The organism is Cytophagales bacterium (assembly GCA_019456305.1).
In the GTDB taxonomy this organism is placed as follows: domain Bacteria; phylum Bacteroidota; class Bacteroidia; order Cytophagales; family VRUD01; genus VRUD01.
In genome coordinates this window covers 38566-58741 of the sequence record VRUD01000010.1, presented here as the reverse complement: position 1 = coordinate 58741, position 20176 = coordinate 38566, and the positions used below count along the sequence as shown (strand labels likewise).

At 35.2% G+C, this 20176-nt stretch carries 11 protein-coding genes; 3 read left to right on the top strand and 8 right to left on the bottom strand.

Annotated features, from left to right (window positions below; genetic code table 11):
- Positions 1–54 precede the first annotated feature (54 nt).
- Positions 55–5673, top strand: coding sequence for a S8 family serine peptidase (locus FVQ77_03565; GenBank protein ID MBW8049415.1), 5619 nt, complete (start codon positions 55–57; stop codon positions 5671–5673).
- A 53-nt stretch (positions 5674–5726) separates the two neighbouring features.
- Positions 5727–7250, top strand: a complete 1524-nt coding sequence (locus tag FVQ77_03560; protein MBW8049414.1) for a T9SS type A sorting domain-containing protein — start codon at positions 5727–5729, stop codon at positions 7248–7250.
- Positions 7251–7398: 148 nt separating this feature from the next.
- Here the strand turns inward: FVQ77_03560 and FVQ77_03555 are convergent, their stop codons facing one another.
- From FVQ77_03555 to pdhA, 4 genes are all read right to left on the bottom strand, one after another.
- A complete protein-coding gene (locus FVQ77_03555; protein MBW8049413.1) occupies positions 7399–7875 on the bottom strand; it encodes a 6,7-dimethyl-8-ribityllumazine synthase in 477 nt (158 codons plus the stop codon).
- Between the two features lie 292 nt (positions 7876–8167).
- Entirely contained in the window at positions 8168–8863 is a 696-nt protein-coding gene (locus FVQ77_03550; protein MBW8049412.1) for a tetratricopeptide repeat protein, read from the bottom strand.
- A gap of 387 nt (positions 8864–9250) precedes the next feature.
- A complete protein-coding gene (locus FVQ77_03545) occupies positions 9251–10036 on the bottom strand; it encodes a site-specific DNA-methyltransferase (GenBank protein ID MBW8049411.1) in 786 nt (261 codons plus the stop codon).
- Between the two features lie 159 nt (positions 10037–10195).
- Positions 10196–11227: a pyruvate dehydrogenase (acetyl-transferring) E1 component subunit alpha gene (pdhA, locus tag FVQ77_03540; GenBank protein ID MBW8049410.1), complete on the bottom strand. Its 1032-nt coding sequence runs from the start codon at positions 11225–11227 to the stop codon at positions 10196–10198.
- A gap of 25 nt (positions 11228–11252) precedes the next feature.
- Between pdhA and FVQ77_03535 the strand changes: the two genes are divergently transcribed.
- Positions 11253–11564 (top strand): DUF721 domain-containing protein, encoded by a 312-nt coding sequence (locus tag FVQ77_03535; protein MBW8049409.1) that lies wholly within the window; start codon positions 11253–11255, stop codon positions 11562–11564.
- Between the two features lie 115 nt (positions 11565–11679).
- On the opposite strand, the gene FVQ77_03530 is transcribed toward FVQ77_03535, so the two are convergent.
- From FVQ77_03530 to FVQ77_03515, 4 genes are all read right to left on the bottom strand, one after another.
- Positions 11680–13347 carry a T9SS type A sorting domain-containing protein gene (locus tag FVQ77_03530; GenBank protein MBW8049408.1) on the bottom strand — a complete coding sequence of 556 codons (1668 nt, stop codon included), beginning with the start codon at positions 13345–13347 and terminating at the stop codon, positions 11680–11682.
- Positions 13348–13421: 74 nt separating this feature from the next.
- Positions 13422–15086 (bottom strand): T9SS type A sorting domain-containing protein, encoded by a 1665-nt coding sequence (locus FVQ77_03525; GenBank protein ID MBW8049407.1) that lies wholly within the window; start codon positions 15084–15086, stop codon positions 13422–13424.
- Positions 15087–15156: 70 nt separating this feature from the next.
- A complete protein-coding gene (locus FVQ77_03520) occupies positions 15157–19224 on the bottom strand; it encodes a T9SS type A sorting domain-containing protein (GenBank protein ID MBW8049406.1) in 4068 nt (1355 codons plus the stop codon).
- A gap of 73 nt (positions 19225–19297) precedes the next feature.
- Positions 19298–19792 (bottom strand): hypothetical protein, encoded by a 495-nt coding sequence (locus FVQ77_03515; protein MBW8049405.1) that lies wholly within the window; start codon positions 19790–19792, stop codon positions 19298–19300.
- Positions 19793–20176 lie beyond the last annotated feature (384 nt).

Sequence of the window (20176 nt, the reverse complement as noted above, 5' to 3'; positions counted from 1 at the left end):
ATATCTTTACACCCGTTTTTTAGTATTATTCATTTCACTAAACCAATCAAGATCATGAAAAAGTTAGCAATTTTCAACATGGCTTATGTCAGAGCTATCTTGATTAGTTTTAGCATATTATTTACATTAGTTGTTTTTGGTCAAACACAAACACAAAGGCAGCAAATCCGTGCTGCATCTAATACGAGTGTTCTTGAACAAATGGCTGTTCACTTTGATAGTATTTATACAATCCAAAAAGCCGAAGCAGAGCAGTGGGCGATTGATTCTGGTTATACAATCAGAGGTAATCTTCCAGATGGTGGAAGTTTTGAAATTATAAAAATAACAAATGGAGCACCTATTTATAATATTACCAATAATCTCAATGCAGCTAAAACCGTTTCAACAAATAAAGTTTGGACAGGGGGTGGAGCAGGTTTAGATTTAGATGGAACCCAGATATATATCGGTCAATGGGATGGAGGTCACCCTAATGATAATAATCCGGAATTATCTGGAAATATTATTCATAAAGATTGCTCAATTTGCACTTACTCTACTCATGCCACTCATGTTGCAGGAACTATGATAGCTAAAGGAGTTGACACAACAGCTAAAGGTATGGCCTCAGAATCTTCTTTGTTCAATTATCAATGGAATAATGATATATCAGAAATGGCAACAGAAGCATCCTATGGATTATTGTTATCAAATCATTCTTATGGAACTGGATGTGGATGGGTTCCAAATTTCTGTTCATTTTATTGTTGTGAATGGTGGTGGTTAGGTGATGTTTCTGTTAATTATATAGAAGATTATAAATTTGGTTTTTATTCAGATTTAGCAAAATCCTGGGATACAATTGCCAATAATGCTCCCTATTACCTTATAGTGAAAGCAGCAGGTAATGATAGATTCCAAGGACCTGCTGCCCTTATTGATACTTTTGATTGCTGGAATAATGATACTACTATTACAATTAATTCCATAAAGGGAAAAGATTGTAGTACTAATGGCGGATATGATTGCATTCCAGAACGAGGAACTGCAAAAAATATTTTAACAGTTGGTGCAATTGATGATATTCCTTCAGGATATACAGACACAAGTGACATAGTAATGAGCTCATTTAGTGGATGGGGGCCAACGGATGATGGCAGAATTAAACCTGATATAGTTGCAAATGGAGTTAATTTGTACTCATGTATTACTGATTCTTCTTATGGCTCAAAATCGGGTACCTCTATGTCCTCTCCTAACGTTACAGGATCTTTAGCACTTCTCCAACAACATTACTCAAATACCTATGCTGGTTTATTTATGCATTCATCTACTTTAAAAGCATTGGTTATCCATACAACTGATGAGGCAGGCACAGCAAATGGACCGGATTATAAACATGGCTGGGGATTGATGAATACAAATAATGCTGCCAATTTGATTAACCAGGATAGTATTAACTGTTTCAATAACATACAGGAATTAGTTTTGAACAATGGTGATACTTTCCTATTTGATTTTGATTATAACGGTACATCTCCCTTTATTAAGGCTACTATAGTTTGGAATGATCCTGCCGGTATCCCTGTAACATCTGGCAACCCCCCTGATCTTCTTGATCCGCCTGATCTTATGCTGATTAATGATCTTGATCTGAGGATAATTCGTCAGTCTGATGGGCAGGTTTTTTTTCCATGGACATTAAACCCTTTAAACCCTACAAATCCTGCTGATACAACTCAAGACAATTTTCGTGATAATGTGGAACAGGTATTTTTTAGCACACTCACAGCAGGAACCTATACAGTACGGGTTACCCACAAAGGAACTTTACAAGGGGGAAATTCACAGGCCTTTTCTCTTATTATTTCAGGAGCTTCTTTTGATTTGTCACAAATTAAGTTGAAAATATCATCTACAGATGTAATATGTAACGGTGATAGCAATGGCACTGCTACAGTAATAGCTTGCGGGGGTACGCCACCTTATACTTATTTGTGGAGTGATGGTCAAACAAATGCATTTGCAACGGGGTTAGCTCCAGGTTCTTATACAGTAACTATAACTGATTCATTTGGTCTTATTGCAAACAAAACCGTGACAATTAATGAATCTCCTGCTCTATCAGTATCACTATCTGCTAAAGATATATCATGTACAGGATATAACGATGGTATTGCTACTGCAATACCGGTAGGTGGTTCACCTGGTTATTTTTATTTATGGAGCAGTGGTGAAAATACATCCTCTATTGTGAATAAACAAAATGGAATCTATTACGTTACTGTTACAGATGCGAATGGCTGTACTGTAACAGAGAGTACAACAATAAATGAACCACCTCCTCTTACATTATCAATTACTAAAACTGATGTATCATGTTATGGAGGAAGTACTGGAACAGCCACTGCATCAGCAAGTGGAGGCACACCTCCATATTGGTATATCTGGAAAAGTTTTCTTTGGTCTCAATCATCAAATGCTTATATATATGGTTCATTTACAGCAACAGGACTTTATCCAGCTACTTTTACTGTGGAAGTGTGGGATACTAATAATTGCTATATAACTGATAGTGTAACGATTACAGTACCACCCCTACTCTCCGCATCAACCACCACTACAAATAATTCATGTAGCGATTCCAGCAACGGTACTGCAACTATTATAGCCACCGGAGGTACTCCTCCCTATTCATATCTTTGGATTACTTTTCCTGTCCAATCTACTGCTACTGCAACCGCTTTAGCAGCAGGAACATATACATATTTTGTAGAGGATACAAACGGTTGTTTTACCTCAGGAAATGTAACGATAACTGATGATTCTTTATTATCTGTTTCTATTATTACATCAGATCAGGTATGTAATAAACCTATTGCAGATGGAAGTGCTTCTGCAGTAGTAACCGGTGGTTTACCACCTTATACCTATCTGTGGGATGACCCTGATAATCAAACTAGCGAAACAGCTACCGGATTAGAAGCTGGTATATATAATGCAACCGTTACAGATGCAAATGGCTGTATTATCATCGGTTCTGGTACTGTTAACAGCACTCCACCTGTATATGATTTTGTAAATCCGGTTATTGACACTATTGTATACTGGCAATTCGGCTCATTCAAAGTTTTGGGTGAAGTAATTATAGATAGTGGTGGCGTATTACATATGGGATGGTCTAAATTTGAGTTTTCTTATGATGTGATAAATGAAGCGGGCTTTGATTATGACCGGGCAAGAATTGTGATCAAACCAGGAGGTAAATTAATATCAAATTATGATACCTTAACTGGTTGTGGTGGCGGCCCCTGGGATGGCATTGAAAATTGGGGAGATAAAACAAAACCACAAAATAATGCTGATCAAGGCGTACTGGTAATGAATAATACTACCATTATTAATGCACAGAGGGGGATTTTTTGCGGCAGAAGGTCCCTTATAAATGTTAAGCTTACACCTCACTCTGGGGGTATTGTAAAAGCAACCAACAGCGCTTTTATCAATAACTATCTTGCAGTGAAAATGCGTTCCTATCCCGATTTTAACAGCATCAGCTATTTTAAAAACTGCAATTTTGAATACAATTCATCTACCCCATTTGAATATATCTTTGGTCAAAAAATGGAATTTATCAATCTTTTTGATCACCATGGTTTAAAAATACTAGGCTGCCATTTTATTAATACTACACCCGGTGATTTTGCCATTCAGGACAGGGGCTGGGGTATTAAAAGCACCGATGCCAGCTATATTGTGGATGAGCTATGCATAAACCAGCAGCAATTCCCTTGTCCTGCTTTTCAACCTACTATTTTTGAAAACCTCTATTATGGCATAGAAGCAACGGCAACCAATTCATTAAATAGTGTTTCAATTACCAAAAGTAAATTTCTTAATAATACCAGGGGAATATTATTAAGAGGAGTTGATTTTGCAGTAATTACTGAGAATGAATTTGACCTTGCGCCCTTCATTGATGATCCAGGCAGTTATTCTTACGGCTTCTATCTGGAAAATTGTACAGGATATTTGGCAGAAGGTAATATAATTTATTCTACATCAACTACCGGAGTTTTCGGTTCTTATATTGAAAATTCCGGAAACGATGCTAACGAGCTCTACAGAAACCAGTATTATGATTTGTTAATTGCTTCATCAATAGCTGGTAATAATTTAGGAACAGAAATCAGGTGTAATAGCTATATCAACATAGTTGGTGTTGATATACTTGCGATAGGTTCTCTTGCCTTGGATCAGGGATTTTGTTCCCCTGTCGGTGATCTTGATGAAGATAAAACTCCAGCAGGCAACCAGTTTAGCTATACAACCAGTGAGGGAGAGATTTCTGCTTATTTAGTTCCTTCCATTAATTACAACCATCACAGTAATGGTAATGTTTACCATACCACACCATTAAATTATTCAACTCCTTATATTAATCCTGTTCCTTGTCCTGGTTCTCAATTTATACCTGATGTATCCTGTCCCTCTAATTTGCCACCGGATTGTGATATAGCCTGTCAGCAAGCTTTGATCTTTAAATATAAGAATAAAGCAGATATATTAAAAGATCACTTTGATGGTGGGGATAAAGCAAATTTGCTGGTTCAGATCAATAAAGTGCCTCCATTATCTCCTAACCAATTAAAAAATATGTTATTAAGTACATCTCCCTATTTAACAGATGAAGTATTAATAGCAGCGATTGACAGGATACCCCCATTGCCACCCAATATTTTAAGGGATATACTCATTGCTAATTCTCCGCTTACTGATAAAGTGTTAAATGCGCTTCAAAACAGAGCCCAACCTTTACCTCCTGCAGCAATGGCTAATATTAATGCAGTTCAAACAGGTATTTCTGCGAGAGAGGAATTGGTGCGTGAAGTAAAATATTTTATAAACAGAAGGGAGCTGTCAGTTCATGCAAAGATACGCTATTACCTGCACAGCGATACTATCCCTGGTGCAATGGACAGCGTTATTGCAATATTAGAGCAGGAAGAAGCATTGAAAGACCAGGAAGAAGTAATAGAATTGCCGCCCGTGGAAAGACACCAACCAAGGCGCAAATTAGCTGATGCTCATCTTAAAAGAGGAAATTATATAAATGCCCAGCAAATGGTGGATACGCTTAACCAGGTTCCTGAATTTGAAAATTTTGGCAGGCTCAAACAAATAATGATAGATATTGAATTATCAAACGAAACTTATTTTGAGATAAAAGATGATACGATAAAAGAAGCCAAAGTAAGGTATGTTGCAACAGACAGCGCCAAATACGGCTACATACATGCCCGTGCAATGCTTGACCGTGTATTTAATGAGCGCATTCCTGAAAAATTTATACAATTTTGGCTTAACAATAATAATGCAAGATTAGCTAATGATAATACTGAAGATATTATCGCTGAAAATATTAAATATAAAGATGATAGTAAAATTACCATTTATCCCAATCCTGCCGGTAAATCTTTTAAAGTTACATTGAAATTAGACAACACTTCAAACAACGCACATTTCCATCTTTATGACATATTGGGTAATAAAGTTCTTAATTATAGAATAAATAATTTACATGGAACTATTAATTTCAATACAAACAATATTCCAAATGGCCTTTATTTTTATACCATAATTGTTAACAACAATACAATAGCAAGGGATAAATTGATCATTCACAAATAAATTTCAAACAGAGCAGCTATATTTCTATTAATGAAGCTGCTCTGTTTTTGTTTATGAAACAGTTCTTCTTCATAATATTTTTATTAATAAATTTTATTTGTATAACTTTAATAAGTAATTCTCAACAGATTTATTTCAATAAACGATATAACTATTATAACGAATGGTCTAATACTTCATCCAGTGTATTATCAGTTGTTAATGGTTATATAGTGGCAGGTCAATCATACGATAGCGCTGTGACACGTTACCGATTAAATCTTCTTTTCATTGATAGTTTCGGTAATGAAGTATTGAAAAAATCATATATTAAACCTAATACTTATTATTATCCAGGGATAGGTGGTTCTTTTATACCAACTAATGATGGAGGATATGCATTGGGTGGGGGGCTAATGGATTCAACAGGTAATAATAATGCTATGCTTTTTAAATTTAATAATTTAGGTGATACAATGTGGACAAAGATATACGGAGATACCAACTTTTATGCAGGTTATCAGTGTAAACAAACCAATGATACAGGGTTTATATTAGTAGGTGTAACAACTAAAACAGATGCTGATGGTGATGTATTGTTAATAAAAACTGACAGCTTAGGCAATATAGAATGGCAAAATGCTTATGGTGGAAGCAATATTGAAAAAGCTTTTACAGTAGAACAAACTCAAGATAGAGGATTTATATTGGGTGGCGGTACAAATAGTTTTGGTGCAGGAGATTATGATACTTATATTATAAAAGTTGATAGTTTAGGAAATGTACAATGGAGTAAAACCTTTGGTGGGATATATTCAGACAATGCAGCATTCATCATTCCAACATCAGATGGAGGTTATATTTTGAGCACCCAAATTGGAAGGTACAAAAATGGTTCAAAAACATACAAGCAATCCAGAATAATTAAATTATTCAATAATGGTTCTGTGGACTGGGATAAAACTTATGGCCCTGTTAATTATCTTCAAGGACTTGGTCCAATATATGAATTATCTGATGGCAGCTTTATTACTGTTGGTCAAAAACCTGATGCCAATGGTATGCCCGTTGGTTTGCTTTTAAAAATTAATTCACAGGGAGACAGTATCTGGTGGAGAGAACACAAAATATTATTGGGTATTAATAGTCGAAATTATTTAAGAGATGTAAAACCAACATCAAACGGTGGTTTTATAGCTGTAGGTTTTATTAATCCTTTACCTCCCGATACCGGTAGAAATGATATGTGGGTAATCAAGCTGGATAGCTGCGGATGTGCATACGCAGGTTGCGATACTATTTGTAGTAGCACAGTAGGGATAATAGAACAAGTTTATCAAAACAATTATTCTATTACCGTTTACCCAAATCCTGCAAATGAGACAATAACTATTGACTACAAATTACCTGAAAATGCAAAAGATGCCGTTATTTGCATTTATAATATTTTGGGAAATGAGTTAAAAAGATATAAAGTTGATAATGAGCAGGGAAAAGTAAACCTATACACAACAGATTTGCCTAACGGTTTTTATTTTTGTACGTTGAATATTAATAAAAAAGTAGCAGCGAAAAACAAAATGATTATTATAAAATAACCATGAAAAAGTATTTATTACTTCTGCCTTTTATTTTACGGTTTGCTTATTCAAATGCCCAATATTATCCTTATAGACATTGATTCTATTATCATAGATAGTAGCTATAGAAAAAGGTTTAAATTACAATTATTATTGACTAAAAGATTTAAAACCCCAACATCTTAATAGCGCTCAACGCAGCTTCTTCACCCTTATTTCCATATTTTTTCCCAGCCCTGTCCATGGCTTGCTGTAGATTATTTGTGGTTAACACACCAAAGATCACCGGTTTATTATATTTTAATCCAACCTTCGTAAGCCCATACGAAACAGCATTACAGATAAATTCAAAATGTCTTGTTTCGCCCTGAATTATACAACCTAAACAGATCACTGCATCGATCTGATCTGATTGAGCCGTCCACTGTCCTCCTAAGCTAAGCTCAAAACTTCCCGGTACATTTTTTCTGATTATATTCGTCTTTTTTGCTCCATGCCTGATCAAAACATCGTATGCCCCTGAATAAAGTAATTCGGTTACTTCTTTATTCCAGGAAGAAACAACCAAAGCGAATTTTTTTTCAGAAATATCAATAAGCTTTCCCGATAAAGGTCTGTCGTGATCTTTTAGAGGAGTTGCCATTTTTACTAAAAAGGTGAATCATAGAATTGAATGCATGGTTGGATGATTACATGGTTGCAAGACATAGTTTTTTGTCATAGTCATTTTTTAAGTACGAATGACGAAGTACGAAGTACGAATATTGTCATTGTCATTTCCAACCCTTATTCCCCTATTCCTTTATTTCCTTATTGCCTTATTCCCTTATTCCCAGCAAATTCATCTGATGACGCCAACGCACAATCTATCCAGTCATCAGATGATTGCCTTCGCTTGTCATAGTCATAGTCATTGTCTACTGTCACTACCACTGCTACTTCATTATAGCTAATCCTTCCGCCCTTGCTTTATACTTCTTTACATCATTAATCTCGGGCGATTCTGAAAACTCATCCATTATCTTTTCATAAGTTAACACGGCAGAGGCATAATCGTTTATTGCTTCATAAGCCATAGCCAATTTCATCAAATACTGAGGTGTAAAATATTGATTAGGTTTATAATTTGCAGCTTTGTTATAATATTTAATTGCCTCCTGTAATTCATCAAGTTCCATATAGCCGTCACCGATCAAAGAATAAGCTCTTGCTTGTACAAGTAAATCGGGTGTACTAAAATCTTCCAGATAACTGATGGCATCTTCATATAGCCCCTGCTTTAGGTAGATCACTCCTATATAAAAATTGGCAAGATTACCCGCATCAGTCATGCTATATTCATCGGCAATATCAAAGAACCCCAGATTATTACCATCACCATTGAGCGCCTTATTCAGAGAGTCAGCTTCAAAATAATAGACTGCCTGAAACATTTCAGCCTGAGCCTCGTTATTTTGTTCCTTTATTGATGACCTATACAACCAAAGTCCCCCAACTATCACTACAATTGCTACACCAATGGCCATGAAAACGTTCTGATTCTTTTTAAGAAAATCTTCTGTTTTGCCGAACTGCTCCTGAATTACTTCAGGGTCCTCTAAAATTGTTTTTCTTTTTTTCTGTAATGGCATAATAATTTTTAAATCTATTTATGAAATTATGTTCTAATTTAAATGAAAATGTATTCACTAGTATAGCGTTTCACTAAAATAATAACAAATAAAAAATAATTACTATCCTCAATTATTCATAAAATCCCAATTTCAAAATCCCAACTTCAAAATAAATCCCAAGTTTAAAATCCCAATTTCAGAACACAAAGTTACGATTTTCTGCTTATAATCATTCTTTTTCCGAACAGCAATAATCTCTCCCGTAAATCGTATGGCTTTTTTTTTTGGATTTAGGTTTTGGGATTTATTTTGGATTTTGAGCTTTGGATTTGGGATTTTATTTGTTTCATCTTAAAGTTTAGGAATAATATAGGTTAAATGTTATCCTTTTTATGAAACGCTATACTAGTTGAGCGCCAGGTATTTCCTTACCCTCTTTTCTGCGATCTCGCAATATTCTTTCGATATTTCACTTCCTATGTATTTACGGCTATTTAGTATAGCCATTTTTGCTGTTGTCCCGCTTCCTATAAAGCAATCGTAAACAATATCTTTTTCATTACTCCAGCTAAGTATATGGTCGTTGGCAAGTTTTTCCGGGAATATTGCCGGATGCTTAAATGCTTCAATGTCCTTTGTGCTATGCCCTCTGCCTACCGCATATTCCCAAACATTTGTTCTCCTCCCGAATTCTCCATATCCGCCTCTCTTTACCTTCTTAAGCTCTCCATTTCTCAATCTTTTTGTGCCATTGTCTCCTTTTCTGCTTTCCTTGTTTTTTCTGTCGTGTATTAAATTGATAGTCTTTGGCTTACCCTTTGTGAAAACAAACATATACTCAAACCCTTGCCAATAGATCTTATTATTTCCAGTTGCTCCTTTAGGTGGTTTTTTGAATATCATTGTATCCAATAGCTTAAAACCGCTTTCTACAAAAAATAGAGCCTGCTTAAAGCTCGTGCCTGTTTCTGTCCCTTTTTCGGTTTTGTCTGTTACAACCCAAATAACCATACCACCTTTTTTAGTTACCCGGTATAATTCCTTTACAATTTTTTTAAAATTAAAACTATAACCATTGTAATTCCTCATATTCCCGTACGGAGGTGATGTTACTGTTAAATCAATAAAATTGTCCATCATCTTTGCCATAGTATCAAGGCAATTTTCATTATATATCTTGTTCAATTTCATTCTATGATAGCTTAGAGCATAGTGTAGCAACAATTTAATTACGCAATATTGTAATCATAAAATATATTATTTGTTGATTAATAACGAAAGAATCTATTTATTACTAATTAATGTTGCAAAACTAAATTGTTGCTACAATAGGCATCATTCCTTTATATGTTATTCAGTTGTAAACGGATAATCCTCCTGCACATATACATCTTTATATACATCTTCCGGTGACGGATATGGAGATTCTTCTGCAAATTTAACCGCTTCTTCTATCTTTTGCTTTATTTGGTCATCTATTTTAATTAATTGTACCTCACTGGCTATTTTATTTTTGATTATTGTATTGCGTATATGATCAATACAATCCTGCTCTTTGTATGATTCCACCTCTTCTTTGGTTCTGTATTTAGCCGGGTCGCTCATAGAATGCCCTTTGTAACGGTAAGTTAAAAATTCCAATAACATCGGGCCATCCCCCTTACGTGCTCTTTCAGCAGCTTTTTTTACTGAATTATGCACATCTTCTACTTTCATACCATCTACAGCTGCAGAGGGCATCTCGTAAGCCCGTCCCAATTTATAAAGATCCGTAACGTTTGACTGTCTTGCAACTGAAGTTCCCATGGCATAACCGTTATTCTCTATAACAAATATTACCGGCAGCTTCCAGGTCATAGCCATATTTAATGTTTCATGGAATACACCTTGCCTGACAGCGCCATCTCCAAAAAAACAGATACAAACATTTTTTGTTTTATTATATTTTTCTGCAAATGCGATTCCAGCGCCTATTGGTATGCAGCTTCCTACTATTCCATGACCTCCAAAAAAATTTACACTTTTATCAAACATGTGCATAGATCCGCCTTTACCTTTTGAACAGCCGGTAGATTTTGCAAACAATTCTGCCATTACAGCTTTTGGATCTGTACCGAGTGTGAGCGGAATACCATGGTCTCTATAGGCGGTTATCCATTTATCATGCTTTGTGAGTGCGGTAGCAGCGCCTGCCGCACAGGCTTCCTGCCCTATATACAAATGACAGAATCCTCTTATTTTTTGTTGACCATACAATTGACCTGCTTTTTCTTCAAATTTCCTCATCAATTGCATTTTTTTATACCACCCAAGCCAGGTTTCATTTGAAAACCTTACCTTTGCACTCAAATTTGCTTTATTATTTTCTTTTACTAGTGGCATACCCGATGCAAATATACGAATTTATATGAAGAACATTCAGCTAAATAATGAAAAATCAGATGCCGTCAGTATCAAAGAGGCTGTTAATGATATGCTTCAAACATATAATATCAAAGACAAGTTTAACCAGACACACATCATTGCTTCATGGGAAAGGTTGATGGGCAAGCCAATTGCCAAAAGAACTACAAAAATATTTATTAAGGAAAAAGTTATGTTTGTTGAACTCACTTCAGCTCCGCTCAAACAGGAACTTTCTCTATCCAAAACAAAAATCCTCCAAATATTAAATAATGAAGGTGGAGAAAACTTATTGGAGGATATTGTTTTTATCTAAATTTTAAAATCCAGGCATCTCAGGTACCTAACACAACAGATGCAAAAATATTTATCATCTTCGGTCTAATAGACAAAAGGTGGCCGGTTTTTAGCCGGTAGACTCTAAATATAAACTACTCAACAATCAGCTTATCAATTTTATAGGGCTCGTTATTGATAATAATAGTATAAAAATACAACCCTTTTGGTAAATGACTAAGATCAAACTCTATTATACCTGCATCTTCGGTAAATATCAAAGCATCAACCTTATGCCCCATTAGATCATAAATTTCCATTTTCCCGCTTGAGTTTTCCAGCAATCTATATTGAATGTTTACGTGATTAGCAGTAACAGGGTTGGGATAAAGTAAAATATCACCCTTATAGAGATTTGTTTCCGATATAATACCTGTGATAGTATCACAAACATCGCCTGTGAAATAATTAATATCAGCTATTAATACCGGGAAATTACTCACGGTAATGCTATCTTCCATGGGGATCGTTACACTTTGTATATCATTAACAATTGGAATAGTATCTAATTCATAAAATGAAAAAAAATCATTGTGTACCTGATAACAGTAAGGACTACCATCCTGATTAATTTTATGTAAATTTATTGTATTAGTATCTAAACCAGCAGGCCCTTCCGTAGTACCCAAAAACGTTATATTACTATCAGTTGTTTCTAAAATAGCAACACTATTATTATTACCATCGTCTCCGAGCTCTTTATACCAGATCGTGTTTCCTAAGGAATCAAATTTAACAATAAATATATCCTCAATATTATTACTAACAAAATCTGTCCTGATAACAGTCCCTACTACCAGATACTCTCCTGCTTGAGTAACATAGTAATCTTGATTCCATATAGTAGAGGAATAATTTTTCCCGTAATATTTAGCCCAGCTTATAGTTCCATTATTAAATATATTAAAAATGGCAATATCATATAGTTGAGTAAGGTTAATTATAACTTCCGGCATTGGCCCTAAAATAGTATAGTTTTTATTATTTTTATCATAAAATATGGTAGGCTTACCCCCCCATTGAAGGATAGTTTTAGCAGTTATAGATTTGGTAAAAATTGCATTACCTGTACTATCTAACTTTGCAAAATAAAAATAAATGCTAGGTTCCGGGATATTTAACTTAATAAATCCTGCAACTAAATACTCACCATTATCAGCATCAATAATTGAAGTACCACAGGCATAATCAAGTGTATCTTTTATTAACTTAAAGTCTTTAACATTACCATTCTTATCTATTTTTAAAAAAGCAATATCCTGTGTCAGCTTTATACCACCTACACGATTGCAGCCCGTAAGCACATAATCCCCACTGGAGTCTTCTATGATCTGATCAACAATAAGATCGTTTGGTGATTGATATTTTTTAGACCAGATGCTGTTTCCATTCATATCAAATTTAATAATAATGGATGCATATAGACCATATGGATAACCTACTAATATAATATTAGTATCAGATGTTTGAATAATATCCCAGGCGCTCCATACGTAATCCCATTCACCTATTGTTTTTGCCCAGATTATATTTCCTGTACTATCTGTTTTAATTAAAAAAATGTGTTGTTTAGAAATAGACCAAAAAAAAACGTGCCCCATTAAAATATATCCATTATCATAAGTATTTATCATCTTAAACGGGCCGTTATAATAATCTGATCCCCAGTACTTTTTGGTGTAATTATTTTGAGAAAAACAAGTGACAATGAAAAAAAAATTGGTGAGAATAATTAACAGGTAAGGTTTAAATTTTATCCACATGATATTAGCTATTTTTGGTTGAACGATAAAAAAGAGCCTGCCGGTTTAGTTGCCGGCAGACTCTTAATATAAAACTACTCAACGATCAGCTTATCAATTTTGTATGGCTCGTTATTGATAGCAATGGTATAAATATACAAGCCTTTAGGTAAATCACTGAGATCAAAATTTATTGTACCTGCACTTTCAGTAAATATTAAACGATGCAGCTTGCGCCCCATCAGATCATAAATTTCCATTTTCCCGCTTGAGTTTTCCGGCAATCTATATTGAATATTTACGTGATTACCGGTAACAGGGTTGGGATAAAGTAAAATATCACCATTATTTAGATTTGTTCCCGATATTATACCTGTGATAGTATCACAAACATCTCCGGATAAATAATTAATATCAGCTATTAATACCGGGAAATTACTCACGGTAATGCTATCTTCCATGGGGATCGTTACACTTGGTATATCATATACCACCGGGATGGTATCATATTCTGTAAAAGTGAAATTATATTCCCGGAAACAATTCTGGGTTCCGTCCTGGTTCATCCTAACTAAATTTAGTTCAGTAGTATCGAAGTTGATATCTATGGATGGTGCCCTCACAAGTAAAGCCATTACATCTCCACCTGTAGTTTCATAAGCAATACCGTGTCTTTTGTATTCACCTGTTTCTTCCACATTACTTTCACCTATTGTTCTGACCCAGGTTGTATTCCCCAATGAATCTAATTTAATTATCGTTACCCCACGACCCATAACACCACCAAATATGATTCCCTTTAAAAGATAACCACCATTTTCCGTAGCATTTAACCCGGTATATCTCGTAGAGGGAATTAATTGATTTTCCAGGATTTTGGCCCAGCTTATTGTACTGTTATCATTTAAATTGATAAAAATGGGGCGAATACTGGAATTAAAGAATGTTAGGGCTGTAATAAGATAAGTATTTGTCTTTTTATTTTTTACCATTATTGGAACTGTCCCCTCTGTGAGATAATAATTATAATAAATGACCTTGGTAAAAATTTTATTGCCGGCGCTATCCACTCTCGCTAAGAAAAAAAGATTCTCAAAGCCAACTATGGTATCATAATCCTGTGTGAGGCCGGCAATGAAATATTCACCATTATCAAGCTCAAAAATAGAAGAATTGCAAACGTCTTTAAGCGTATCCTGTATGCGTTTAAAGCTTTTTACAGCGCCATCCTTATCTATTCTTAAAAAAGCAGCATCTCTTTTGTTATTTACTATATCACAGCCGGCTATTACATAATCGCCCTGTGAGTTTTCTATGATGTCTGCCGGAGCAAGCTCATTCGTTGATTGATATTTTTTTGACCAGATAAGGTCCCCGTTCTTATCAAGCTTAATAATAACAGTATAAATAGGAGTAGCAACTATAGCTCCGGTTATGATAATATTCGAATCGGACGTTTGAATAATATCCCAACCTTCATAAATCCAATCAAAATTACCAATAATCTTTGACCATATTAAATTGCCTGTACTGTCTGTTTTAATTAAAAATATTCCTGATTTGTTAATAGATTTAATAAAAAGAGTCCCAGTTAAAATATAATTATTATCATAACTTTTTATTATTTTTAAATCCGTATCATGATGCTTATAATCCGGGTTTGAATAAAATTTAGCGAAGTCGTTTTGAGCATAGCAAATCAGATTAAACAATAAAATGTTGAGTATAATTAACAGGTAAGCCTCTAATTTTGACTTCATGATCTTATATTGATTGGGGTAACTATAAAAAAGCGTCTGCCGGTATAAAACCGATAGACGCTTACGAAAATTATTCAACAATTAACTTGTCAATAATATATGGCTCGTTATTGATAGTGATAAAATAAATATACAAGCCTTTATTCAAATCACTGAGATCAATATCTGTGTTACCTATCCCTTCAATCAATATTAAATGATGGTTTTGACGCCCTGCAATATCATAAATTTCCACCTTCGCGGTTATTTTTTCCGGTAATCTATATTGAATGTTTATATGATTACCGGTAACAGGGTTGGGATAAATTTGAATCAGAACATCCCGGAATATTTCAATATTTTCATTTGTAGTTTCGTTGTTATCACCATTAAATACCCCTATTCGTGCATTATTATTATTGGGTATCACGGGCAGGTGGTCTTCAATATCCATATTTTCTTCAGATTTAAGCACGGCACGGGCTAATGCTACTGCCTGCCTAAGTATATCAGGCGTGTTTTCGGCTATGGTTATTAAGGTATCTTTTTCTGCCTGTGTTAATGTACGATCCTGCATTTTTATATTTACAAAAGTCTCAAGCACATCTTTGATGCGCCTTTCAAATTCACAAGCCGGGGGCAGGTAAATCAATTTTTGCGCTGCCTGTGCAAATTCGCCACCGGCAATGTGCTTCTGAATTTCTACGAGCTTTCTAACAAACTCGCTTTGATGGTCTTTTTGATGTGGATTCAAATTCCCTCTGATCGCCTCAAGATATTTTCTCCTGAATTTATCTTTGTCGCAGACAGGATTAGGCGGAATTACAATAAGCGGCATAGCACAAACATTGGATGGCAACTGAATGACACCACAAGGCGGCCCGGCAGGCTTTTTTTTAAGGATGCGGCAGGGAAAGACTTCTGTCAATACGCCTGGCGAAACTTCACTAAAATACTTATCAACTGCTGTGCAATAGTCGCTCATATACCAGTAGTTGAATCTTATATTATTTTCTACGTCACCAAGATTGTTGTGGATCAATACATAGTCGGCATTGGCGGAGTTGGTGATGGGATTGTCTACAGGGCCAGTAGATGTACCAAGTTTCTGACCAATATCGTTGAATTTATTAAAATATAAGACAATGGCGTTATCGCAATTATTTATATTATTATCTTCTGGTATTAAACCTATATTATCAAAAGCAAACAAAAGGCCGCAGCCAAGGTCATCAAGTAGGTTATTTTGAACAAAGCTTGCGCCTCCGCAATCTGAAACTTTGATACCTACCATAGAGGGTTGTGGATTACTGTTGCTGCTAACTTGATTTAAATCAACAGAAATAAACGGGCAATTTTGCAACTCAATACCTGTTTTAGCGCCACCTGGCTCAAAAATGCTGAAAGTAATTATATTATTAAAGACTTGTAGATTATTAACATTTGTAACCTTAATTCCATCTTTGGTATCATTTATTATATTGTTCCTGATTCTAAAGGAGGCAAAGGATGCAGGGCTTGTTTCTACAACGTTGATAGCGCGTACTAAGCCACTAGTAAACACCCATGAGGTAACTGCATTGAAAGTATTATCATCAATTAATATATTTAAACCTGAATTATCAGTTAAAAAGACTGCATCTCCTATGTGGTTATTAAAAGTATTATTTTTGATGATTATGCTTTTTCCACAGCTTACACAAGAATTTAGTCTTATATCTATATCATGTGATTGTAATGTTATATTGTGATTGAAAATATTATTTTCAATAGTACCTGAAATACCAAAAGCAAACCAGATAATTATACCATTAATATCGTTAAAGGTATTCATATTAAATATGTTAACCTCTCTAAAATTACCAGTTTGCATTCCATTAGCTACTATTGCATGATGTTGATTGTGGAAAATATTTCCTCTTATATCCACTTTACTATCTTCAATATCTATTCCCAAAAATCCATCAATAAATGTATTTAATGTTATAGCAGTATCCAAAAGACAATTATTAAGGATAATACTTCGCCTGGAGTTGTTGGATATTGATATATCTAATAATGTCTGTTGGTGAGAAAATGTTGAATTTCGAATATAGGTATCCGCATTATTTAAAGATATAAGCTTTATGTGCTCTTTATTTCTTTCAAAAAACGTATTACCATCAACTTTTACTATAGCATTTGTACCAGTACCGGAAATGCCTGTAATTGCATCGTAAATTGCTGAGTTATTAATAGTAATAAATTCTCCTCCATCTTCTACTTTTACACCATTCCACATTGTAGTATTACCACAATCTGTAATTGATTCAAAGGTAGAAGCATCAGAGGTCAGCTTACCTTGAACTATTACTTCAGCTTCGGGCCCAAACTTAAAATTCATGCCTTTAATGGTAATGTCTATGCCTGCAGGTATGGTCAACTTTTGTCCTATAATAACTTCGCCTGTAATACTGCCAAAGGGATTGTTGCCGGCACCAGGTTCCCAAACAGCGCTTGTGGTTGCAATAAAGTTTTCTATATCATAAACAAAATTATCAACTTCATCAGAAAATACACTCGATCCTTCAGGATTAAAACCTTTAGCGGCAAAATAATAACGAGTTCCACTGGTTAAACCTGTCAAATTAAATGTGGTTGCACTTCCGATATTTATTGGAGAATTTCCCTGATCAATTCCGGTACCATTATATACACCAGGACTTGTACCATAATAAATTTCATAACTTGTTGCACCACTTGAATAGGAGGAAATTTCTAATGAAGTACAACTTAATTGTTCAATACTGACAAATGGTTTATTAGGTGGCACTTTGACCTTTATTAGCATATCATCCCCATGTCCATCTCCTTCATCATCTATTGCAAAGACATTTACTTTCCCTAATATATTACCATCTGCATCTCTGGCCCAGTGAAGATCGGGTAACGTGAAAGCAGAAGATATTGTATAACTCGAAAAATTACCGGCATCCGACTGAGATCCGCTTGTGTTAGCGATCAGATCATAAGTACCGTCTATATGAAATAACTGAATATTCCAAGACCATGAAACAGCAAAATTGCCAACAGGGGCCCAATCAATATAATCCGCGTTATAAATAATCGGGGAAAAAACTGAGGAGCCGGTTCCTTTTGATTGAGAAAAAGTTAAAGGGCCGCTAACTTCTACTTCATCATTAATGTCAGAAATTAGCACAGCTTGCCAGCCAATATCTTTCATTATTCCAATGCCCACTGAGCCGGGGTTATGCCATGCCTCACTTTTATCTGTAACAGGGGTCATTAAAGCATGGTCAGTGGGATTAAAAGTTACTTCATCAAGATGAGAGATGCTTGAACCTCGTAACCATGTAGCAGGGGCATACAGTTTCGGATTAGTACTTCCATTAGCGGTTGTAGCTTCAGCGCCATCCCAAAATATATTATTGCTTTGCACAAAATTTGTTAATGTCGACCCAAACAATGGTAAGCTGGTTAATTTTGTACCGCTACCATTTACAATATACCGATCGTAAGTATTAGGAAAACTATCTCTACTCCACTCCGGGCCACCAAGTGCAAATTCATGCAGGGTTGAGAAAAAACCTAAACCATGAGCAATTTCATGATGCGCAACTGTAACAAAATCATGATCAGTATCTGGTGTTTGGCCATCGGTACCAAAATACCAATCGGTGATTTGAGAATTCAAGTTTACATACATATCTACATTAGCTGGGTCTAAATCAATACCAATCATTGAATTCGCTAAAGCTACTGTAAACCACGTATTCGGTTGATACTGTGGGTGGGGGGCAGCGAATTCTCTCCATTCAGAATATGCTCTAGCCGCACCAAGAACACCTATGTTACCAAGATTATGATAACTTGCAGAAATTACTATGTTAACAGAAGATGTGAGAGATTTTTCCCAAATATCAACCGCATATTCAAATGCTTTTACCGCATCAGCAGGCCAACTTCCAGAATAATTCACAATAAATACCGCTGTTTGTACTTTATTCGGATCAAAAAAATCAGGATCGGGAGGTACATATACGTTATTTACTGCAGGACCGGCTATTAGAATTAATTCCGGTGTATCGGTTGTACTAATTTGGCTGAAAGCGGCAGCAGCTATAAATACCGCAGTAATGCTAAGAGATAGTTTTTTCATGATTGATAAGATTTTGGCCTGCCTGTTGGCAGAAAGGTTAATAATTATAAGGCTATATTATAAAGTTGTTAATTTATATAGATATCAAGGTTGTTATTCTTACTTGAATAGGTCCTGTTTCAATTCCGGTGCCCTGCTGATACAATTTTATTTCTTCTGAGGTTATATGTATAACTTTATAGCCAAACTTCCCCAGGAAAGCCCCATCTGTTGTTTCACGTCTGAAAGTTATAAATTCTGAGGAATTATCATATTTCCAGGTTAAACCTTCTTCGCTCCCAAAAACACAATCTGTATTTCCATCATAAATTTCTAACTTTCCTGATATTAAGAATATAATAACTCCGTCAACTTTACAAGCGGTTGATGCATCTTCTTCCGGTACATTAGCATCAGGATCGTGTGTGCCTTTTTTAACAATAATTGATTCTATTTTCCAACTATTATTAATCAATATTTCTTCATTTGTTAACGGAGGTTCCTGGGCAACCGCAGCATCCTTTTTGCAACTCGAAAATGCCAAAAGTGTAATGAGCATTATTAGCAGATTAGTGTTTTTAGTAACCATGATTGTAAAGTTGAGTTTATAAGGGCATCTCTAAAAACTACATATTTTTTAAAACACACCCCTTGCCGCTCTTGACCCGCCTGCCTTGGCCGTGGCGGGCAGGTAGAGGGGAATGTATGGTGTAGTTTTTAGAGATGCCCATAATATAATATTTTTCGCAAGAATAACAGTAAAGCCCAAATATAAGTATTACTTGAATAACTTTGCAAAAATAATTCCGGTTTTTCTCCCGAGTACTCGGGATCAGCTTTGAAGGCAAATTTAGTAAATTTTTATGAGGGCGTCTCTAAAAACTAATTTATTTAACCCCCGAGTACTCGGGGCTAAGACGCTAAGTTTTTTCATGATTGATAAGATTTTGGTCTGCCTGTTGGCAGAAAGGTT

Bases quoted from the DNA above. Each gene is read 5' to 3' on its own strand.
- FVQ77_03550 (MBW8049412.1), bottom strand. From the start codon at position 8,863: ATGCCATTACAGAAAAAAAGAAAAACAATTTTAGAGGACCCTGAAGTA.
- FVQ77_03520 (MBW8049406.1), bottom strand. From the start codon at position 19,224: ATGAAAAAACTATCTCTTAGCATTACTGCGGTATTTATAGCTGCTGCC.
- FVQ77_03545 (MBW8049411.1), bottom strand. From the start codon at position 10,036: ATGAAATTGAACAAGATATATAATGAAAATTGCCTTGATACTATGGCA.
- FVQ77_03565 (MBW8049415.1), top strand. From the start codon at position 55: ATGAAAAAGTTAGCAATTTTCAACATGGCTTATGTCAGAGCTATCTTG.
- FVQ77_03555 (MBW8049413.1), bottom strand. From the start codon at position 7,875: ATGGCAACTCCTCTAAAAGATCACGACAGACCTTTATCGGGAAAGCTT.
- pdhA (MBW8049410.1), bottom strand. From the start codon at position 11,227: ATGCCACTAGTAAAAGAAAATAATAAAGCAAATTTGAGTGCAAAGGTA.
- FVQ77_03525 (MBW8049407.1), bottom strand. From the start codon at position 15,086: ATGAAGTCAAAATTAGAGGCTTACCTGTTAATTATACTCAACATTTTA.
- FVQ77_03530 (MBW8049408.1), bottom strand. From the start codon at position 13,347: ATGTGGATAAAATTTAAACCTTACCTGTTAATTATTCTCACCAATTTT.
- FVQ77_03515 (MBW8049405.1), bottom strand. From the start codon at position 19,792: ATGGTTACTAAAAACACTAATCTGCTAATAATGCTCATTACACTTTTG.
- FVQ77_03535 (MBW8049409.1), top strand. From the start codon at position 11,253: ATGAAGAACATTCAGCTAAATAATGAAAAATCAGATGCCGTCAGTATC.
- FVQ77_03560 (MBW8049414.1), top strand. From the start codon at position 5,727: ATGAAACAGTTCTTCTTCATAATATTTTTATTAATAAATTTTATTTGT.